The sequence below is a fragment of the Streptomyces smyrnaeus genome, from assembly GCF_017676345.1.
GTDB lineage: Bacteria > Actinomycetota > Actinomycetes > Streptomycetales > Streptomycetaceae > Streptomyces > Streptomyces smyrnaeus.
In genome coordinates this window covers 304,773-322,520 of sequence record NZ_JAFFZM010000009.1, presented here as the reverse complement: position 1 = coordinate 322,520, position 17,748 = coordinate 304,773, and the positions used below count along the sequence as shown (strand labels likewise).

The 17,748-nt window shown below is 73.9% G+C and carries 8 protein-coding genes; 1 reads left to right on the top strand and 7 read right to left on the bottom strand.

Going from position 1 to position 17,748, the window contains the following annotated elements; genetic code table 11:
* Positions 1 to 416 precede the first annotated feature (416 nt).
* From JW613_RS17455 to JW613_RS17430, 6 genes are all read right to left on the bottom strand, one after another.
* Positions 417 to 5,432: a hypothetical protein gene (locus JW613_RS17455; protein ID WP_209211730.1), complete on the bottom strand. Its 5,016-nt coding sequence runs from the start codon at positions 5,430 to 5,432 to the stop codon at positions 417 to 419.
* 92 nt (positions 5,433 to 5,524) lie between these two features.
* A complete protein-coding gene (locus tag JW613_RS17450) occupies positions 5,525 to 6,343 on the bottom strand; it encodes a hypothetical protein (protein ID WP_307865932.1) in 819 nt (272 codons plus the stop codon).
* A gap of 114 nt (positions 6,344 to 6,457) precedes the next feature.
* Positions 6,458 to 7,999, bottom strand: a complete 1,542-nt coding sequence (locus JW613_RS17445; protein ID WP_209211728.1) for a hypothetical protein — start codon at positions 7,997 to 7,999, stop codon at positions 6,458 to 6,460.
* A gap of 113 nt (positions 8,000 to 8,112) precedes the next feature.
* Positions 8,113 to 8,811 (bottom strand): GntR family transcriptional regulator, encoded by a 699-nt coding sequence (locus JW613_RS17440; protein WP_209211727.1) that lies wholly within the window; start codon positions 8,809 to 8,811, stop codon positions 8,113 to 8,115.
* Positions 8,812 to 8,929: 118 nt separating this feature from the next.
* Complete coding sequence (locus tag JW613_RS17435; RefSeq protein WP_209211726.1) at positions 8,930 to 12,556, bottom strand: hydantoinase B/oxoprolinase family protein; 3,627 nt, start codon at positions 12,554 to 12,556, stop codon at positions 8,930 to 8,932.
* A gap of 76 nt (positions 12,557 to 12,632) precedes the next feature.
* Positions 12,633 to 14,111 (bottom strand): HEAT repeat domain-containing protein, encoded by a 1,479-nt coding sequence (locus JW613_RS17430; protein ID WP_209211760.1) that lies wholly within the window; start codon positions 14,109 to 14,111, stop codon positions 12,633 to 12,635.
* Positions 14,112 to 14,414: 303 nt separating this feature from the next.
* On the opposite strand from JW613_RS17430, the gene JW613_RS17425 reads away from it, so the two are divergent.
* Positions 14,415 to 15,992 (top strand): PP2C family protein-serine/threonine phosphatase, encoded by a 1,578-nt coding sequence (locus tag JW613_RS17425; protein ID WP_209211725.1) that lies wholly within the window; start codon positions 14,415 to 14,417, stop codon positions 15,990 to 15,992.
* A gap of 131 nt (positions 15,993 to 16,123) precedes the next feature.
* Here JW613_RS17425 and JW613_RS17420 read toward each other — a convergent pair whose 3' ends face one another.
* The gene (locus JW613_RS17420) at positions 16,124 to 17,689 is read right to left on the bottom strand and encodes a DNA-binding protein NsdB (RefSeq protein ID WP_209211724.1); all 1,566 of its coding nucleotides are present in this window, start codon (positions 17,687 to 17,689) and stop codon (positions 16,124 to 16,126) included.
* Positions 17,690 to 17,748: the final 59 nt, after the last annotated feature.

The window sequence follows — 17,748 nt, the reverse complement described above, 5'->3', positions numbered from 1 at the left end:
TCGAAGTCTGTGGCACAGCCCACGTTTCCGGAACCGTGCGAGGATCGTGGGTAGTGAAGGGGGAGTGAAAAGGATGTATGCGAAGCCCCGTCTGCCGGACCCGGTACGGGCGGCGGCGGTGCGAGCAGTGATCATCGCGGCGCTGACGCTGGTACAGCTCATGGTCGCGTTCTTCTGCTCGATGGCCGCCGTATGGCTGGCTTTTCCGATGGTGCTGTCCACCATCGGCAGCACCGTCGTGGCGACGTGGGCGGTGCTCGACGTGTGGATCACCCGCCAGGTGTGGATCCAGCGGCACGGGGTCGTCTCCGAGCCCAGCAGCGCGGCCAGACGGCGGGCGTTGGCCGACCGCCACCCCGCGCCGCGTACCGGCGCGGAGCACGGTGGCGCGCAGGCGCCCAGCGCCGACCACGACGTCAGGACTGCGGCAGATGCGCCCCGTCCGGCGCGTCGCCCGGCGGATGAGGGGCGGGCACGTCCGGCCGGGCATCCGGCTCCGGCGACTGCGCACGCGGGGCGTCCCGGGCGTCGGACGGCTCGGGGTCGGGGCGGCGGAACATCCGTGTCGCGGTGATCTCACCGTGCACCGCGGGCTCGCCCTCCTCGGCCTCCGGCTGGGGCAGACCGGGCCGCAGGTGCTCCTCCACGCTGATGTATTTCAGCCCCGCGCGCAGGTCCGCGTCGTTGCGCAGCCGGATCACCAGGGGGAACTCCGCCAGCGCCGTCGTGTCGAACAGCCCCGTGGTGTAGAGGAGCTGGACGCCCAGCGCGTCGGCGACCGCCCGCTGGAGCTCCAGCAGATAGGTGGCGTTGGCCCGCCCGATGGGGTTGTCGAGGAAGAGGGTGCCGGCGTGCCGGTGCTTGTCGTGGCCGCGGTCGTTGCTGCGCAGCGCCGCCATGGTGCAGTAGAGGGCGATGGCCGCGGTCAGCAGCTGACCGCCGGAGAAGACGTCGCCCATCTGTCCGACCGGGACCCGCTCGGCACGCAGCACGGCGTCCGGCTTGAGGATCTCCACCGAGACGCCGCGCGGCTGCAGTGCGGCGTGCACCCCGCGCAGCAGCAGCGTCATACCGTCGCGGCGCAGGTCGGAGTTCTTGCGGACTGCCGCGCGGGTGGCCTCGTCGATGACCTCGCCCAACCGCTCGGTGAGCGTGGCCTGGTCGGGGTCGTCGAAGCGGATGCGCAGGAACTCCTGACCCGACCACTCCCCCAGCCCCTCCGGCAGCCGGGAGAGCCGCTGTGCCGAACGCAGCGTCGTCAGCGAGGACTCGACCAGCCCGCGCAGCCTGTCCACGATGCTGTCGCGGTTGCGCTCCAACTGGGCCAGCTCGTCCGTCAGCACCCGCAGCCGAGGCGCGAACGCCGCCGCCCAGGAAGCGGCGTGGTCGGGCAGTGCGGAGGCGGGTAGCTCGCGCACCTGCTGCCGCGCCGGAGTACGGACCTGTTCGTAGCGGCTTGAGTTGGCGTGCCGTACGAGCACATCGCACGCCTCCCGCACGGCCTGCTCGGCGGCGGTGAGGTCGGCGGCGCAGCCGCGCAGTGAGCGCCGCGCCTCGGCAGCCGCCTGCCGGGCCTCGGCGGGGGTGCCCGCGTACGGCTCGGGAGGCTCTTCGCCGTCCTGTTCGCCGGGGGCGGGACCGGCCGGGTCGCGCAGCAGGTCGCGCAGGGTCGCCGCGGTCTCGTCGAAACCGCTCGCGGCGTCCTCGGCGGCGGCGTGTGCGCGCTGGAGTGCGGCATGGGCGGCGCGGGCGGCTTCCAGTTCGTCACCGCGCGCCGCCAGTTCGGCGTTGGCCGTCCGCAGCAGCGTCTGGGCCTGTGCGGCGTCGGCGGGCACCAGCTCGTCCGGGAGCCGGGTGTGGCAGTCGCCCTCGCCGGGCGCGAGGCGCTCGGCCTCGCCGCGGAGCCTGCCGAGTTGCTCGCTGGCGTCGGAGTTGCGTGCCTCCAGCCGCTGGACGAGCGCCTCGGCGCGGGCCGCCGCGGCCTGCCGGGTGGGGCCGTCGGCGCCGTCCGGGCCCTCCAGCAGCTGGGCCGCGCGGGTGCGCACCTTGTTGGTGAGCCGGTCGAGCGCCGCCTTGGCGGCGGACTCGTCGCCCTCGGCGCGGGCCTGTTCGGCACGCAGATCGGCGCCGACCCCGACCTTCTCGTACAGCTGGGAGGCCGAACGGTAGGCCTCGCGCAGGTCGGGCAGCGACGCGGTGCGCTCGGGCCCGGCGGCGGAGTCGCCGGCCGGGTCCGCGGGCCCGCCGTCCGCCCCGTCCACCGGCTGCGGCGGCTGCGGCTGCTCCTCCGGGCCGTCGGGTACGCCCGCGATCTCGGCCCGCTCGGCGCGCAGGGCACGCGCCGTACGGCGGGCGTCGTCGGCCGCGCGCTGGGCGGCGCGGCGGTCCTCGTCGGCCGAACGCGCCCGCTCCAGACACTGCTCGGCGCGCTCCTGCGCGGTGGCGACGTCGTCGGCCAGCTCCCGCAACCGGGTCTGCCATCGGGCGCGTTCCCGCAGCCGGAAGGCGAGGCCCGCCAGCGCGTCGGCGCTGCGGCGGGCGCGCTGGGCCGCTTCCTGGCGCTCGTCGCGGACGCGGGCGGTCTCGGCGGCCTGCTCGTCGGCCTCCGCTCGGGCCTCACGTACCTCCGCGAGGTGCTGCTGGGCAGCCTCCGCGGCCTCCCGGGCCTCCTCCGCGCCGCGCGCGAGCTCGTCGAGACGGCCCTCGGGGCAGCCGCTGCGCCAGGAGGCGAGGCGGGCCGCCAACGCGCGGTCGGCAGACAGCCGCGCCGCCAGCGTGCGGATCTCCTCGTCCCGCGCAGCGGCGCGTTCGCGCAGCCGGCGGCGCTCGTCGTCGGCCGCGTACTCGTCGTGCATCGCCGGGTTGGGCGGCACGAGGAACACCTCGGCCTCGCCCGACCCCCCGTCGGTGTCCGGCGCGGGGGCGGGGGCCAGCAGCGCGGCGGAGGTGCCGACGGCTACGGCGGAACGCGGCAGCAGCGGCGCACCCGCCAGCACCTCGCGGGCGCGCGCGTGACTGTCCGGGTCGGTGATGATGACCCCGTCGACCAGCTCGGGCCGCGCGGCGAGCACCGCGGCGTGGTCCGCGGAGTCCACGGCCTGGGCGAGATAGCGCCAGCCTGGCAGCGCGGGAACACCGTGCTCGCCCAGGTATTCGACGGTGGCCGTCACATCGGGTCCGGGCGGCAGCAGCCCGCCGTCACCGAGGGCGCCCAGCATCCGTGCGTCGTCCGCCGCCGCGGTACGCAGCTCGAACAGCTGCCGCTCGGCGGCGGCCACGCCCTCGTCCAGCAGCTCCTGCAGCGCCTCGGCGTTGCGGTCCAGTTCCTCGGCCGTGAGGGGGCCCTGGGGAGCGGCGTCGGCGCCGCCCGGGCCCGTGCGGGGTGCGGCCGGGCCCGCTCCGGCCCCGGCGCCCGGGCCACGGCCCTGTCCCGGCACGGTGCCGCTGCCGGGGGTTGCATCGGAGCCGGTGTCCGATCCCGGGCCGGAGTCCGCCCCTCCGTGACCGCGCGCGTCGGGCGAACCGCCCCCGACCCGCTGGCCGGGGACGGCCGCACGCGCCGCTCCGGCCGGGCCCGCGGCCGGGCCGGTGGGCAGTCCGAGCAGTTCGGCAAGGCGCTCCTCGGCGCCGAGGGTCTCAGCAGTGGCACGCTCCGCCGTGCAGGAGCCCTCGGCGGCTTCGGCGGCGTCCGCGGCGCGGGCGGCGGCGAGTTCGGCGCTCGCGTGCCGGTCCGCCAGTTCACGGGCGCGCTCGGCGCTCCGTGCCGCCGCCTCCCGGGCCGACTCGAAGGCGGCGACGGCGCTCTTCTCCGCGTCGCTGGCGGCCAGCGCGGCCCGCGCCGGGTCGGCGTCCGGGTCGCTGTCGTCGAGCCAGCCGGCACGCACCGCCTGGTCCATCTCCTGCTCCACCTCGGCGAGGCGCTGGCGCAGATGTTCGGTCTCGCTGCGGGCCCGCTGCGCCTCGGTGGCGGCCGAGGTGGCGTCCCGGTGGGCGCTCTCGCTCTCGCTCTGGAGGGTGGCGGAGCGCTCCTCCTGTTCGCCGGCGATCCGTTCGCTCTCCTCGGCCGCGCCGTTGAGGGCCCGGACGAGCGCGCCGGCGGCCCGGGCGCGGGCCGCCAGTGCGGGGGCCGCGTCCCGCTCGGCCTCCTGGATGGCGGCGGCGACCCGGGCGGAGCGGTCGGCGGCCGTCCGGTGCGCGAGGACGGTCTCGGCGGCCTGCCAGGCGGAGTACAGCGTCCGGGCCTCGCTCAGCTCGCGCTTCTGCGCCGCTGCCGACTTCTCGGCGGCGGCCAGCGCCAGCGAGGCGTGCCGGTAGGCGAGTTCGGCGGCGATCCGGGAAGCGCGGGTGCGGGCGTCCTCGGCTGCGGTGACCGACTCCCGGGACTGCTCCAGCTGTTGGGCCAGCTCGGCGGCCCGGCCACGCTCCTGGGTGCCGCGCGCCGTCAGCCGGTGGGCCAGGTGGCGGGTGCGGCGCTCGGCTCCGGCGTGGATCTCCCGGGACCTGGCGCGGGCCTCGGCCGCTTCGGTGATGCGGTGCAGATGGTCCAGGGAGCCGGCCGTGAAATCACGCTCGGCGGTCAGCTCGGCACGGCGGCCGAGCTTGTGCGCGAAGCCGTGCACCAGGTCGGCCAGCCCGTCGGTGTCGCGGGTGTCGGTGACGGCGCGCAGCAGCAGGTCGGTGAAGTCCGAGTCGTTCTTGACGGCGAACAAGCCCGCGGCCTCGCCCTCGTCGGCGTTCATCTCGCGCTGGTAGCGGAAGAGTTCCGGATCGAGGCCGAGCGCGGTCAGATGCTCGTTCCAGCGCTCGTGGATCTCCTCCCAGACCACATCCAGGTTCGGGTACGCCTTGCCCGTCTCGGTCAGTATGTCGCGGAAGCCCTTCATGGTGCGCCGTCTGCCGCGCGCCGAGGAGGTGCCCTCCGCGCGAGGCCGCAGCGCCGCGGACTCGGCGACGGGGAGGGAGTCCAGGGACAGGCCGGGGCCCGGCCGGAACGAATACCAGGCCTCGGCGAACTTGCGCGGGTCCCCGGAGACCTGCCGGCCGCGCCATTCGCTGACCTTGCCGACGACGATCGTCTCGCCGGTCCTGGTGTGCTGCCACTCCAGGGCGACATGGCCGCAGTCGTCCGCGAGCAGGAACTTGCGCAGCACGCCCGAGCTGGCGCCGCCCAGGGTGTTGCGATGGCCTGGCAGCATCACCGAGAAGATCAGCTTGAGCAGCACGGACTTGCCGCCGCCGTTCTCCAGGAAGAGCACCCCGGCGGGCGCGGGGCGGCGGGGCGGGCCCTGCGGCTCCTCCTCGAAGAAGTCCGCCTGCATCGGTGCCGGGCTGGGCACGGGCTCGCCCACTCCGCGCAGGTCCAACACGGTGTCGGCATAGCGCGCACCGGCGGGCCCGATGGAGTAGAGGCGGATCCGGGACAGCTCGTACATGGCGGCGGGGCTCTCGTTGGTCGGGGCGGGCGGCGCGGGGCCGGAACGGGTCGGGGCTCGGTCAGGGGCGGGGGTGCGTCAGTGGGAGTGCGTCAGGAGTGGAAGGGCAATCCGGCGTCGGGCGCCAGCTCCAGGCCGTCCTCCTCGGGCGGCGGCAGCAGACTGGCCGTGCCGTCCGAGACCGGGACGACGCCGAGCTCCAGCAGCTCGGCCATGGCGGCGCTGCCCGCCATGTCGCGGACCTGCAGCTGGTAGCGCGCGGTGGTGCGGTAGGTGCCGCCCGCGTCGTCCCCGGTGCGCTGGAGGAACCCGGAGTCGGCGAGGAAGGCGACGGCCTTGGCGATGATGCCGGTGGTGGAACCCGCCAGCCTGCGGGCGTCCTTGGTGGCGCCCGTGGAGCTGCGCCGTGCGTAGACCCGCCAGGCCGCCTCCAGGCCCGGTGCGTCGGTGGCCGGGTCGGTGATCTCGCCCTCGGCCTCGGCCCGCTCCTCCAGCCTGCGGCAGGCCTGGCGGACGAACGAGTCGACCCCGTTGACGGTGATGCGGCCGATGTACCCGTCGTCGGCCAGGTCCTCCGGGCGGGGGAAGGCCATGGCCGCGCAGGCCAGATGGGCGAGGCCGTGCAGGAAGCGGTCTGCCGAGTCGGCACCCGCCCGACGGGCGTAGTCGCCCATCCGGACCGCGAAGACGGAGTCCTCGGCGGCGGCCAGCGCCATGCCCGCGCGGGTGGAGACCTCCAGAACGACGAGGCCCAGTCCGGTGGCGACGGCATCGGCCAGCCGTGCGAACGCGGGTTCGTCGCGGTAGCGGCGGAGGAGTTCGGTGTACTCCGCGTCCCTGGCGGGCGCCAGCTTGGGGTGCAGGCCGAACGAGACGAGGCGCGCCGCGTCGGCCGCGTCGGCGGGCGTCACTTGTGGTGCGCAGCTGCCCTCCCCGGCCGTCTCGTCGGGGTGGTGCTCCGGTGGGTGGTCAGTCACGTGCTTCTCGGCCTTCCGGTGCTGCCGCTGCTGTTGCGCTCCGCCTGGTCATGCTGCTTCCGTCCGGGCCGCTGTCATTCCCGCCGCGTCCAGCAGGGCCGTGCCGACGATCAGATCAGCGCCGCCGAATTCCGGATCCTCCAGCGGTGTGCCGTCGTCGACGGCGAACAACAGCCGCTCCTCGCCCTGGCGGTAGGCCGTACCGACCGGCGGGCTCGCGGCGTGGACGGCCAGCAGGGCGATGAGGTACGGCAGGTCGGGCTCGCCCCGGCGGCGGGCGTCGGCCAGCAGTCCTGACAGCCGGCGAGGCGCGTCCGGCGGCAGCTCCAGCAGTTCCATCGCGGCGGCGAACTGCTCCTCGCTGAAGCGGCTGTCGTCGGGCGTGGCGACCAGATCGGGCTCGGGCATCTCGGCGCCCAGATGCTCCCGGGGCGCGGGCGGGGTCAGCAGCATGTCGGTGAGGTCGCCCAGGCGGACGGCGCCGGGCGTGCGCAGGCCGGTGCCCCGGGCGAAGAAGGCGTCGGTCACGCGGGTGGCCTGCTCCAGCGGCAGCGGCAGTGCGGGCGCGAGGAGCTGGCCGTACAGGTCGAGTCCGGCGCGTGCCGCGGGCGGTGCGAAGGATTGGCGGTCCTGTTCGGCACGGAAGAGCGGGCCGGCCTCCAGCAGCCGGGACTGGAGCTGGGTGTGGCGGCGGATGCAGTCCTTGACGATGTCCACGAGTTCGGCGGCGCGGCGCTTGTGGTCGGGGCCCCGTTCGGAGGCAGCTTCGTCGCGGGCTTTGCGGATGTTGGTGAGGATGGCGTTCTCGTGGCGGTAGCGGTCGGCCACGTGGTCGAGGGCTTCGGTGATCATGTCGGGGACCGCGCTGAGCCAGTCGACGGCGCGTACGTCGCGGCGGGTGGCCTCCAGGGTGCGGCGCAGCGTCTCGGCGTACTGGACCGTGCGGTAGCGGGCCTGTTCGGCGGCGAGCTGGGCGTCGGCCAGCCGGCCGCGGCTGATGAGGACCTCCAGCTTGACCTCGGCGGCGATCTGGGCGCTGGTGACGTCCGTGTCGAGGGCGCCGACCAGGACGTTGACGGCCTCGTCGGTGGTGCGCAGATAGACGCTGCCGCCGGGTCCCGGCACCTCCTCGATGAGCTTGAAGTCGTAGTCCCGCCGCACATAGCTGCCGTCGGGGCCGAACGTGCCGTAGACGGCGCGGAAGCCGCGGTCGACACTGCCGACGTTGATCATGTTCTCCAGCACCCAGCGGGCCACCCGTTCGTGTTCGGCGGACTCGCGGGTGGGGGCCTGGGCGGCGACGCGGGGCAGTAGCTTGGCGACGATCTGCTCGTGGTCGGCGCCGGTGTCGAAGTCCATCTGGAGCGTGACCAGGTCGATGGCGGCCAGTGCCAGCTCGGCCATCTCGTAGGTGCTGTACTCCCCCGCGAGGTTGGCCTTGCGGGTGTCCAGGTCGTGCAGCGGCGCCGTGCAGGCGAGCGCGCGCAGGCGGCGGGCCAGGCCCTCGTCGGCTGCGGGGCCCGGCGCCGGGGAGGGTGCGGATACACCTGTCCTGGCCGGGGTGCTCGTCGTGGCGGCGCTCTCAGTCACGACGGACACATTAAGCGGTCGCACCGACAAGATCCGAAACGGCACGGTTGTCACGGTCCGGGACGGTTGCCGCGGCCCGGGCCGCGTACCGTGTGCCGCTCGGGACCGACCGGTCAGCCTAGCTGGCGGGCGTACCCCTCCGCGAGCTGGCGGCGGGAGTCGTCGAGGTAGCCGGCGAGCAGCCGCTCCGCGCCTGGCGCGTCACCGCTGCGGAGCGTACGCAGGATCTGCTCGTTGCGCGGCAGATAGGGCTCGTGGAAGCGGCGGGGGTTTTCCATCACATGGAAGACGAGCCTGAGTTCGGCCAGCACTCCGCGCATCATCTCGTCGGTGCGCGGGCTCTCGGCCAGCGCGACGAGTCCTTGGTGGAAGTGCATGTTGGCCGTCCCCAGGTCCCGCCAGCGGTGCTCGTGCGCCGCGCTCCGCCCCGCCGCGACCGCCTCCTCCATGGCCTGCACGGCCCGCTGCGGGTAGGGGGGTGCCGACAGCTGCCGGAGTGTGGCGCACTCGATCAGACGGCGGACGCGGTAGAGGTCCTCCAGGTCCTCCACGGTGAGCTTGCGGACGAACATGCCCCTGTTGAGCTCGTGCACCAGCAGTTGCTCGTGGGTGAGCAGCCGGAACGCCTCGCGCAGGGTGTTGCGCGAGATGCCCAGCGCCGTGCCTATCTCCTCCTCCGCCAGTCGTGCACCGGGCTGGAACCCGCCCTCGATGATCCGGCTGCGCAGGATGCCGGCGACCCGCTCGGCGGTGCTGGTGCGCCCCAACAGCTTCCGGCCCTCGTCGAGTTCGTCCAGCACGTTGTCGCTCATGGGTGAAGTGAAGCGCAGTTCCGGGAGGGGGACAACAGAAGGATTGCGGAATCGTTCAACGATCCTCCGGTTGTCGGCAAAGAGAGGACAGGGGTCCGACGGCGCGGTACGGGGCGTGTCAACCGGCAGGTGGCGGCGACGGTGGGGTGCCGTAGCCGCCACCCCCCGGGGTGTACAGCACCAGGGCGTCCCCCGCGCCGAGTTCGGCCACATCGCGCCCGGCCAGCTCCATGCGGGTGCCGTCGGCGCGCTCGACGACATCTGCGCCCAGCGCGCCCGGCAGGCCGCCCGCCATCCCGTATGGGGCGACGCGCCGGTGTCCCGCCAGCAGTGCGACCGTCACCGGCTCCAGGAAGCGCAGCCGCCGCACCACCCCGTCCCCGCCCCGTCGGCGGCCCGCACCACCGCTGCCCCGGCGCACATGGAAGTCCTCCACCCGCACCGGGTGGCGGAACTCCAGCACCTCGGGGTCGGTCAGCCGTGAGTTGGTCATATGGGTCTGCACCGCGTCCGCGCCGTCGAAGTCGGGCCCCGCCCCTGAACCGCTGGCGACCGTCTCGTAGTACTGGACGCGCTCGTTGCCGAACGTGACGTTGTTCATCGTGCCCGAGCCCTCCGCCTGCACACCGAGCGCCGCGTAGAGCGCGCCGGTGACGGCCTGTGACGTCTCCACGTTGCCCGCGACCGTGGCGGCAGGGTGGACGGGCGCCAGCATCGAACCCGCCGGGATACGGACCTCCAGCGGGGCCAGAGAGCCGCTGTTGAGGGGGATGTCGTCGGCCACCAGCGTCCGGAAGACGTAGAGCACCGCGGCCCTCACCACGGAGCTGGGCGCGTTGAGGTTGTCGTCCCGCTGCGGCGAGGTGCCGGTGAAGTCGAGCAGCGCCGTACGGCTTTCGCGGTCCACGGTGACGGACAGCCGGATGACCGCGCCACTGTCCGTCTCGTACGTACAGCTGCCGTCGCTCAGCCGGGTGATGATGCGGCGTACGGACTCCTCCGCGTTGTCGCGCACGTGCCGCATGTACGCCTGCACGACGTCGAGACCGAACTGCTCGGTCATCCTGCCCAGTTCCGCGATGCCCTTCTCGTTGGCGGCGATCTGGGCGCGCAGATCGGCCAGGTTGGTGTCCGGGTCGCGGGAGGGGTAGCGGGCTCCGGTGAGCAGGGCGCGCGTCTCCTCCTCGCGCAACCGCCCGTCGCGCACCAGCAGCCAGGTGTCGAAGAGCACACCCTCCTCCTCGACGGTACGGCTGAAGGCGGGCATGGAGCCGGGGGTCAGACCGCCGATCTCCGCGTGGTGTCCGCGCGAGGCGACCAGGAAGAGCAACCGGCTGCCGGTCGCCCTACCGCCGCCCTGCTGGTCGAAGACAGGTGTCACCACGGTGATGTCCGGCAGATGGGTGCCGCCGTGGTACGGATCGTTGACGGCGTAGACGTCGCCCGGGCGCATCGTGCCCTTCGTGCGCCGCAGCACCTCCTTGATGGAGTCGCCCATCGAGCCCAGGTGCACGGGGATGTGCGGCGCGTTGGCGACCAGGTTTCCCTCCGGGTCGAAGAGCGCGCAGGAGAAGTCGAGCCGTTCCTTGATGTTGACGGAGTGTGCCGTCTTCTCCAGTCGGACGCCCATCTGTTCGGCGATGGCCATGAAGAGGCTGTTGAAGATCTCCAGCCGCACCGGGTCGACCTTTGTGCCCACCGCGGGCGCGGCCTCCCGCGTCCGTACCCGGGTCAGCAGCAGATGCCCACGCGGATCCGCCACGGCCTGCCAGCCCGGTTCCACCACCGTGGTGGCGTCGGCCTCCACGACCAGGGCCGGACCGGCCACGTGCCGGCCGGGGCGCAGCTCCTCGCGCCGGTGCAGCGGGGTGTCCCGCCAGCAACCGCCCGCGAACATCCGCACCGTCTCAAGGGGTTCCGCGCTGCCCTCCCCCGGTTCGTATGCGGCCGTGCGGATGCCGACCGGGCCCGCCGTGCCGGTCGCCTCGGCCACCGCGGTGGCGACCACCAGCGGCTTGTCCATGAGGAAGCCGTAGCGCGCCCGGTGCTCGGTTGCGAAGCTCTCGGCCATCTCCGACGCGCCGTCCAGCGGGACGGTCAGTGCGGCGTCCGTTCCGGCGTACCGCAGTTGCAGCCGGGCACTCGTGGTGATCGCCTCGTCGGGGAGGCCGTCGGCCCGCAACTCGTCCCGGGTCTGCCGCTCCAGCCGGGTGCACACGTCGCGTACCTGCGCCAGCCGCTCCTCGGTCAGCTCACTCTCGACGGACTGCTCGCGCAGCGCGGTGGCGTCGGCCACACCGATCCCGTAGGCGGACAGCACCCCGGCCAGCGGCGGCACCACCACCGTGCGGATGCCCAGTGCGTCGGCCACCGCGCAGGCGTGCTGCCCTCCGGCGCCGCCGAAGCCGGCCAGCGCGTAGCGGGTGATGTCGTGGCCGCGCTGAACGGAGATCTTCTTGACGGCGTTGGCCATGTTGAGCACGGCGATCTCCAGGAAGCCGGCTGCGACCTGCTCGGGGGTTCGCCCGTCGCCGGTCTCCTCGGCGATCCGCGCGAAGCCCGCGCGGGCCGCCTCCGGGTCCAGGGGCCGGTCGCCCGCGGGGCCGAAGACGGCCGGGAAGTGCGCGGGCCGGATGCGGCCCAGCAGCACATTGGCGTCGGTGACGGTCGGCGGACCGCCTCGGCGGTAGCAGGCGGGCCCCGGGACGGCACCCGCCGAGTCGGGGCCGACGCGGTAGCGGGCGCCGTCGAAGTGCAGCACCGAGCCGCCGCCTGCCGCCACGGTGTGGATGTCCATCATGGGCGCCCGCATCCGCACCCCCGCGACCTGCGTGCCGAACACCCGTTCCAGTGCGCCCGCGTAGTGCGACACGTCCGTGGAGGTGCCGCCCATGTCGAACCCGACGACCCGCTCGTGCCCCACCTCGGCGCAGCTGCGGGCCATGCCCACCACGCCGCCGACCGGACCGGACAGCACGGCGTCCTTGCCCCGGAAGTGCCCGGCCTCCCGCAGCCCGCCGTTCGACTGCATGAACATCAGCCGCACCCCGCGCAGTTCGCGTGCCACCTCGTCGACGTAGCGGCGCAGCACGGGCGAGAGATAGGCGTCCACGACGGTGGTGTCGCCGCGCGACACCAGCTTGATCAGCGGGCTGACCTCGTGCGAACAGCTCACCTGCGAGAACCCCGCTTCGTCCGCGAGGCGGGCGACCTCGCGTTCGTGCGCCGGGTACCGGTAGGCGTGCAGCAGAACGACGGCGACGCTGCGAAACCCCGCGCCGTGCGCCTCCCGCAGAGCCCGCGCTGCGGCTTCCCGGTCGAGTGGTTCGACGACGGTGCCGTCCACACCCATCCGCTCCGGGATCTCCACGACCCGGTCGTAGAGCGCCTCCGGCAGGGCGACACGGCGGTCGAAGATGCGCGGCCGGTTCTGGTACGCGATCGTCAGGGCGTCCCGGAAGCCTCGGGTGGTGACCAGGACCGTCGGCTCGCCCTTGCGCTCCAGCAGCGCGTTGGTCGCGACGGTGGTGCCCATCTTGACGGCGTCGATCCGGTCGGCCGGGACGGGGTCGCGCGGTGACAGGCCGAGCAGCCTGCGGATCCCCGCGACAGCGGCGTCCTGGTCGGGCCGCCCGGGGTCGTGGGACAGCACCTTGGCGCTGATCAGCGTGCCGTCCGGCCGGCGCCCGATCACATCGGTGAACGTCCCGCCCCGGTCGACCCAGAACTCCCACCGACCAGCCACCCTCCCATGGTGCCCGCGCCCGGCCCCGCCGCAAGACGAGACCTGCGCCCGCAGCCCTCGGGCCGGCGGCGCGGCGTCAGGCGGGCGGGGCCAGGCGACCGCGCACGGCGGTTTGCACCCCGGCCTCCTCGGCCGGGTCCGCGGCCAGCCGGCGCAGCCGCTCCACCACCCGGGCGTCGCCCGTCGCCGCGCACTCGGCGGCGACCTGCCGGGTGGACTCCTCGCAGTCCCACAGGCACTCGATGGCGAACCCGGCGGGGAAGGACGGATCGGTGGCGGCCAGCGAGCGGGCGGTGCGGCCGCGCAGCTGGGAGGAGGCGGTCTCGCGGTAGATGTGCCGCAGCACGGGCGCCGCACAGCTGATGGACAGCCGCCCGGCGCCGTCCACGAGCGGCCACAGGGCGGCGCTGTCGGGGCCTTCGAGCCGGATGGTGCGGCGCAGGGCCGCGAGGACGGCGTCGGCGTCCTGTTCGCCGCCCCGGCAGGCGAGCATCTCGGCGGCGACGGCGGCCAGCCCGGGCGGCAGGGTGCCCTCGGGGGCCGCGGCCCACCGTCTGGCGCGCTCCAGCGCCGCCCCGGAGCGCATACGGGCGAAGGAGGAGAGCGCGGCGCGGGCGACGGTTTCGCAGGGGTCGGCGGCGGCCTCTTCGACGAGGTCGAGCACATCGGGGTCGTTGCGGTCGGACAGATGCCGCAGGGCCGCGGCGCGGGCGGCCTCCTGAGGGCCGCGCGCGGCGGCCAGCAGCAGCGGCCGGTCCTCGGGCCCGGCGACGGCGGACAGACAGCGCGCCGCGGGCGCCTCACGATACTGGCGGGGGTGCTCGTCGTACCCGTCCTGCGCCCATTCGAGGATCTCGCGGACGCTCCAGCCGGGGCGGGGCCCGGGGGTCCGCAGCTGGCGCTGCCAGCGGTCGAAGGAGCGGCACTCCTGGGCGCGCCGCAGCCGGTCGGCCTGCTCGGGGTGTGCGGAGTCCTCCGCCCACAGCCGCCAGGGGCGCGGCTCGAAGGCGTCACGGGCGGCTTCGGCGAGCTCGGCGTCGCCCTCGGGCGTCCTGGGGAAGCGGGCCAGCACGGCGGGCCCGAGGGGGCGCAGCCCGGCGTCGTCGTCGCGGACGGCGAGCTCGTCGAGGGCCCACTGCCAGTTGGTGCCGGTGGTGGCGTAGCGGCGCAGCAGTCGCAGGGGGGCGTTCTGCTGCCAGCTGTCGCCCTGAGCTGCCGCGTAGGAGGCCAGGTGGCCGAGCACGGAGAGCGCGAGCCCGGTGCGCACCTCGGCCTCTTCGGGGGTGCACAGCAGGTCGGCGGGGTCGAAGAGGTGGGCGGCGATGTCGTCGAGCCCGGCGTCCAGCTCCCTGTGCAGACGGGCGTAGTACAAGGAGCGGTGTTCGATCTGCCAGTCGCGCCTGGGGTCGTGCAGGACGCAGTGCCGTAGCGCACTGAGCGCTTCGGCGCGCGGCGCCGCGAGGGCGTGCAGCGTACCGTCGCCACGGCCCCTTTGAAGGAGGCCGAGCAGCGTGCCGCTGGGCGCTATGTCTGAATCGACGGAATCGACGAACATAAGAGTCAGCATCCGGTGCGGGGTATTCGACTGGCAACGGGATTTCCGTTGCCCGGCATTCTTGCCGGTGACCGCGGTTCTACTCCTGCGTTTTACTTGGCGGAGCGGGCACCCGGTCAAGAGCTGGAGCCTACCCGGAAGCAATTATTCCGCCGAGCCCGGCGGCCCCTGGGGACGATGTGCCGACGACCTACCGGGACATATGACAGCAGCACCACCACATCGAGTGTGGCCGAATCCCTTACGGGCAGTCGCGGGCTGTGTCACAGTCGTAATCGACTCTCCCCCGTATCGGAGCTCTCCATGGCTTCCCACCTCCATGCGGACCGCTCAGCACCGCAGCCACCGGACCGCGGCACGCTCGACGCTCTCATCACCCAGGCCCGCACCCTGCGCGGCGGCCTCGACGCGGTGCGGCGGGGCGCGGGAGGGAACGCGGGCGACGGGGCCGGGACGGACCCGGGCGTCGCCGGCGCCGACCCGCGCACGCGGTGGCAGCGCGCGCTGTGCGAGCTTGCCGTGCACCAGCTCGACGACCTCGGCAGCCAGCTCGACCAGTTACGCGAGGGCATGCCTCCGGAGGCGCCACGAGCCTGGCCCACCGCCGACCAGCCGCCCGAGGAGACGTCGGCGAGGACGCCCGGCGCCGCCTACGGCACCCCGCCCGCGTCACACCACGGGAAGCCCTCCCAACTCGTCGGCCGCGTCGGCAGCGCCGAGTGGAACCTGCTGACGGACGCGGTGGCCTGGTCGGCGGAGCTCTACCGGATCTTCGGCAGGCACGAGGAGGACGGCCCCCTCAGCCTGGACGAACTGCCCTCCTGGGTCGTCGCCGAGGACCAGCCCGGGCTCGCCGCCGCGTTCACCGACTGCCTGGTGGACGGCAGGGCGATCGACCGGGAGTTCCGCCTGGTGCGGCCCGACGGCTCGGTGCGCACGGTGCACATGGTCGGCGAGCCGGTGCTCGACGACGAGGGAAGCACCGCCTCGATGTGGGCGGTGGTACGGGACGTCAGCGAACTGCGGCGCAGCGAGCACGCGGTGCGCGAGTCCCGGGACTCCCTCCAGCGCGAGCGGCACATCGCCCAGACCGAACGCAGGGTGGCCGTCGAACTCCAGGAAGCCGTGCTGCCGCCCTGGCGTGGCTCCCTCCGGTTCCCGCACGGTGACGAGCGGACCACCGGCGCCCTCGACCTGGCGGCCCACTATCTGCCGTCCGCCTCCAGCGCGCTGATCGGCGGCGACTGGTACGACGCGATGGAGCTGCCGGACGGTGCGGCGCTGCTGACCGCCGGTGATCTGACGGGGCACGGAGTCACCGCGACCTCCGGCATGGCCATGCTGCTGGGCGCCGTCCGCGGAATGGCGCTGGCCGGTGTGGAGCCGGGCGCGCTGATGGGGCATCTCAACCAACTGCTCGACTCCTCGGCACAGCCGTCCCTGGGCAGCGCCCTGTGCTGCCGGTACGAGCCGCGCTCCCGCACTCTCACCTGGGCGCAGGCGGGTCACCCGCCGCCGCTCCTGTTCCGGGGCGGGGTCGGCAGTGTGCTGCGGCGGCCCGAGGGTGTGCTGCTCGGTGTCACCTCCGGTGCGACGTACGGGCAGCGCACCGAACAGCTGCGGCCCGGCGACCTGCTGGTGCTGCACACCGACGGGCTGGCGCCCGACGACGCACCTGGCGCACCCACCGGCCGAGGGCCGGGCAGCGGCACGCCGCGGCAGCCGGCGCTCCACGCCGGCAGCGCCCGCATGCTGCGGCTCGCGGCCCGGTTCGGTGCGGCCGGCTCGGCACAGGAGTGCGTCCGGGCCGTCGCCGAGGAGTTCGCCGACCGGGAGCGCGAGGACGACGCCTGCGTCCTGGTCGCCCGCGTCACACCGTGAGCGCCCACCTGATGCCCCGAGCACCATGACGCCCGAGCACCCGCGTGACACCGTGAGCCGGTGAGCCGGAGCGGCCCCTCGGGGACCGTCCGGCTCACTGCGTCCTGTCCCGGTTCACCCGTCCTCCCGTCTCATCCGGACCTGGTCCCCTTGGAGCCCCGCGCTCCGCGGATGTCCCGGATGTCGCCGGGCGCCCGTTTCAGCTCGTCGGCGTCTTTGAGACTCCTCCCGCTCCGCGACGGTTTCGGTGCCCGGGGCAGCGCCTCCTCGATCTGCGCACGCAGATCCTCGATCTTCCCGTATCCGGCGTACCGGCCGGTGAGCCGGTACATCTCGCGCAGCCGGTCCCAGGTGCGGTGCGAGGAGTTCTCGTTGATGGACAGCAGGGCGAGCCGGGCATAGCGGTCCGCCTGTTCCGGGTCGTCGGAGATGAAGCAGGCCGAGGCCATCGAGATGTAGTCGAAGATCTGCGAGCGCTGCCGCCCCTCCTCGCGCAGCGCCAGGGCCCGTTCGGCGTGCCGCTCCGCGTTCCGTGCGGCCACCGGCTCGTGGTCGGCGAGCGTACGGTAGGCCAGCGCCTCCATACCGTGCAGGTCCGCCTCGTCGAACATCTGCATCCAACTGGGCGGCGCCACGTCGCCCTTGTCCGAGGCGAACAGCTCTTCGGCCCGGCCCAGGGTGCGGCGCATCTCCTGGCCGCGGCCCATGGACGCCTGCGCCCATGCCTCGATGGTGGCGAACATGGCGCGGGTGCGGGGCAGGGCCTCGTTTCCGGAGCCGGACTGGGCGAGCCCGACCAGGTCGAGCGCGTCGTCGGGGCGGCCCAGGTGCACCATCTGCCGGGCGGCGCGGGAGAGGGCCTCCCCGGCGCGCGGCCGGTCGCCGCCCTCCCGCGCGGCGTGCGCGGCGATGACGAAGTACTTCTGCGCCGTGGGTTCCAGCCCCACGTCGTGCGACATCCACCCCGCGAGCACCGCGAGGTTGGCGGCGACGCCCCACAGCCGGCGCTGCAGCGGCTCGGGGTGGTGGTAGGAGAGCATGCCGCCCACCTCGTTGAGCTGGCCCACCACCGCCTTGCGCTGGAGACCGCCGCCGCGCGCTGCGTCCCAGGCGCGGAAGATCTCCACCGAGTGTTCCAGCGCCTCGACCTCCTGCAGCCCCACCGGGGCCGCCTCGTAGCGGTCGTAGGACGAGTGGCCGGCCAGGACGGCGTCGGCCCTTCCTCCGGCAGTCTGCGCGGTCGACCTCGCCGGGTCCGTGCTGAGCCAGTTGTGCATGGCACTGGTGAGTGCCGATCCTGCGGCGAGCGCGGCGCCCGCACCCACCAAGCCGCGTCGGTTGAGCATGAGGTCCATTCCCGTGAATTCGGTGAGGACCGCGGCGACCTGCCCGGACGGTAGAGGCAGCCCTTCGACGGGCTCCCCCTGAGCTGACTGTCCCGGCCTGGTGAACCCGAGGTCCTCGATGGTCACGACACGGCCGAGTCGCTCGGTGAACAGGGACGCCAGCACCTTGGGCACCGGATCGCGCGGGGTCTCCCCCGTGTCGATCCAACGCCGCACCCGTGAGGTGTCCGTCGCCAACTGCGCGTACCCCATCGCTGCCGCCTGCCGGTTGACCAGTCGGGCGAGCTCGCCCTTCGACCAGCCGGCGAGGGCGAAGAGGTCCGCGAGGCGTGCGTTGGGTCCCTTTGTCACATCAAGCCCCCAGGTTCTCGGCTGTGTTGACAGTAGCTTCCGTACGACTCGGTACGGCG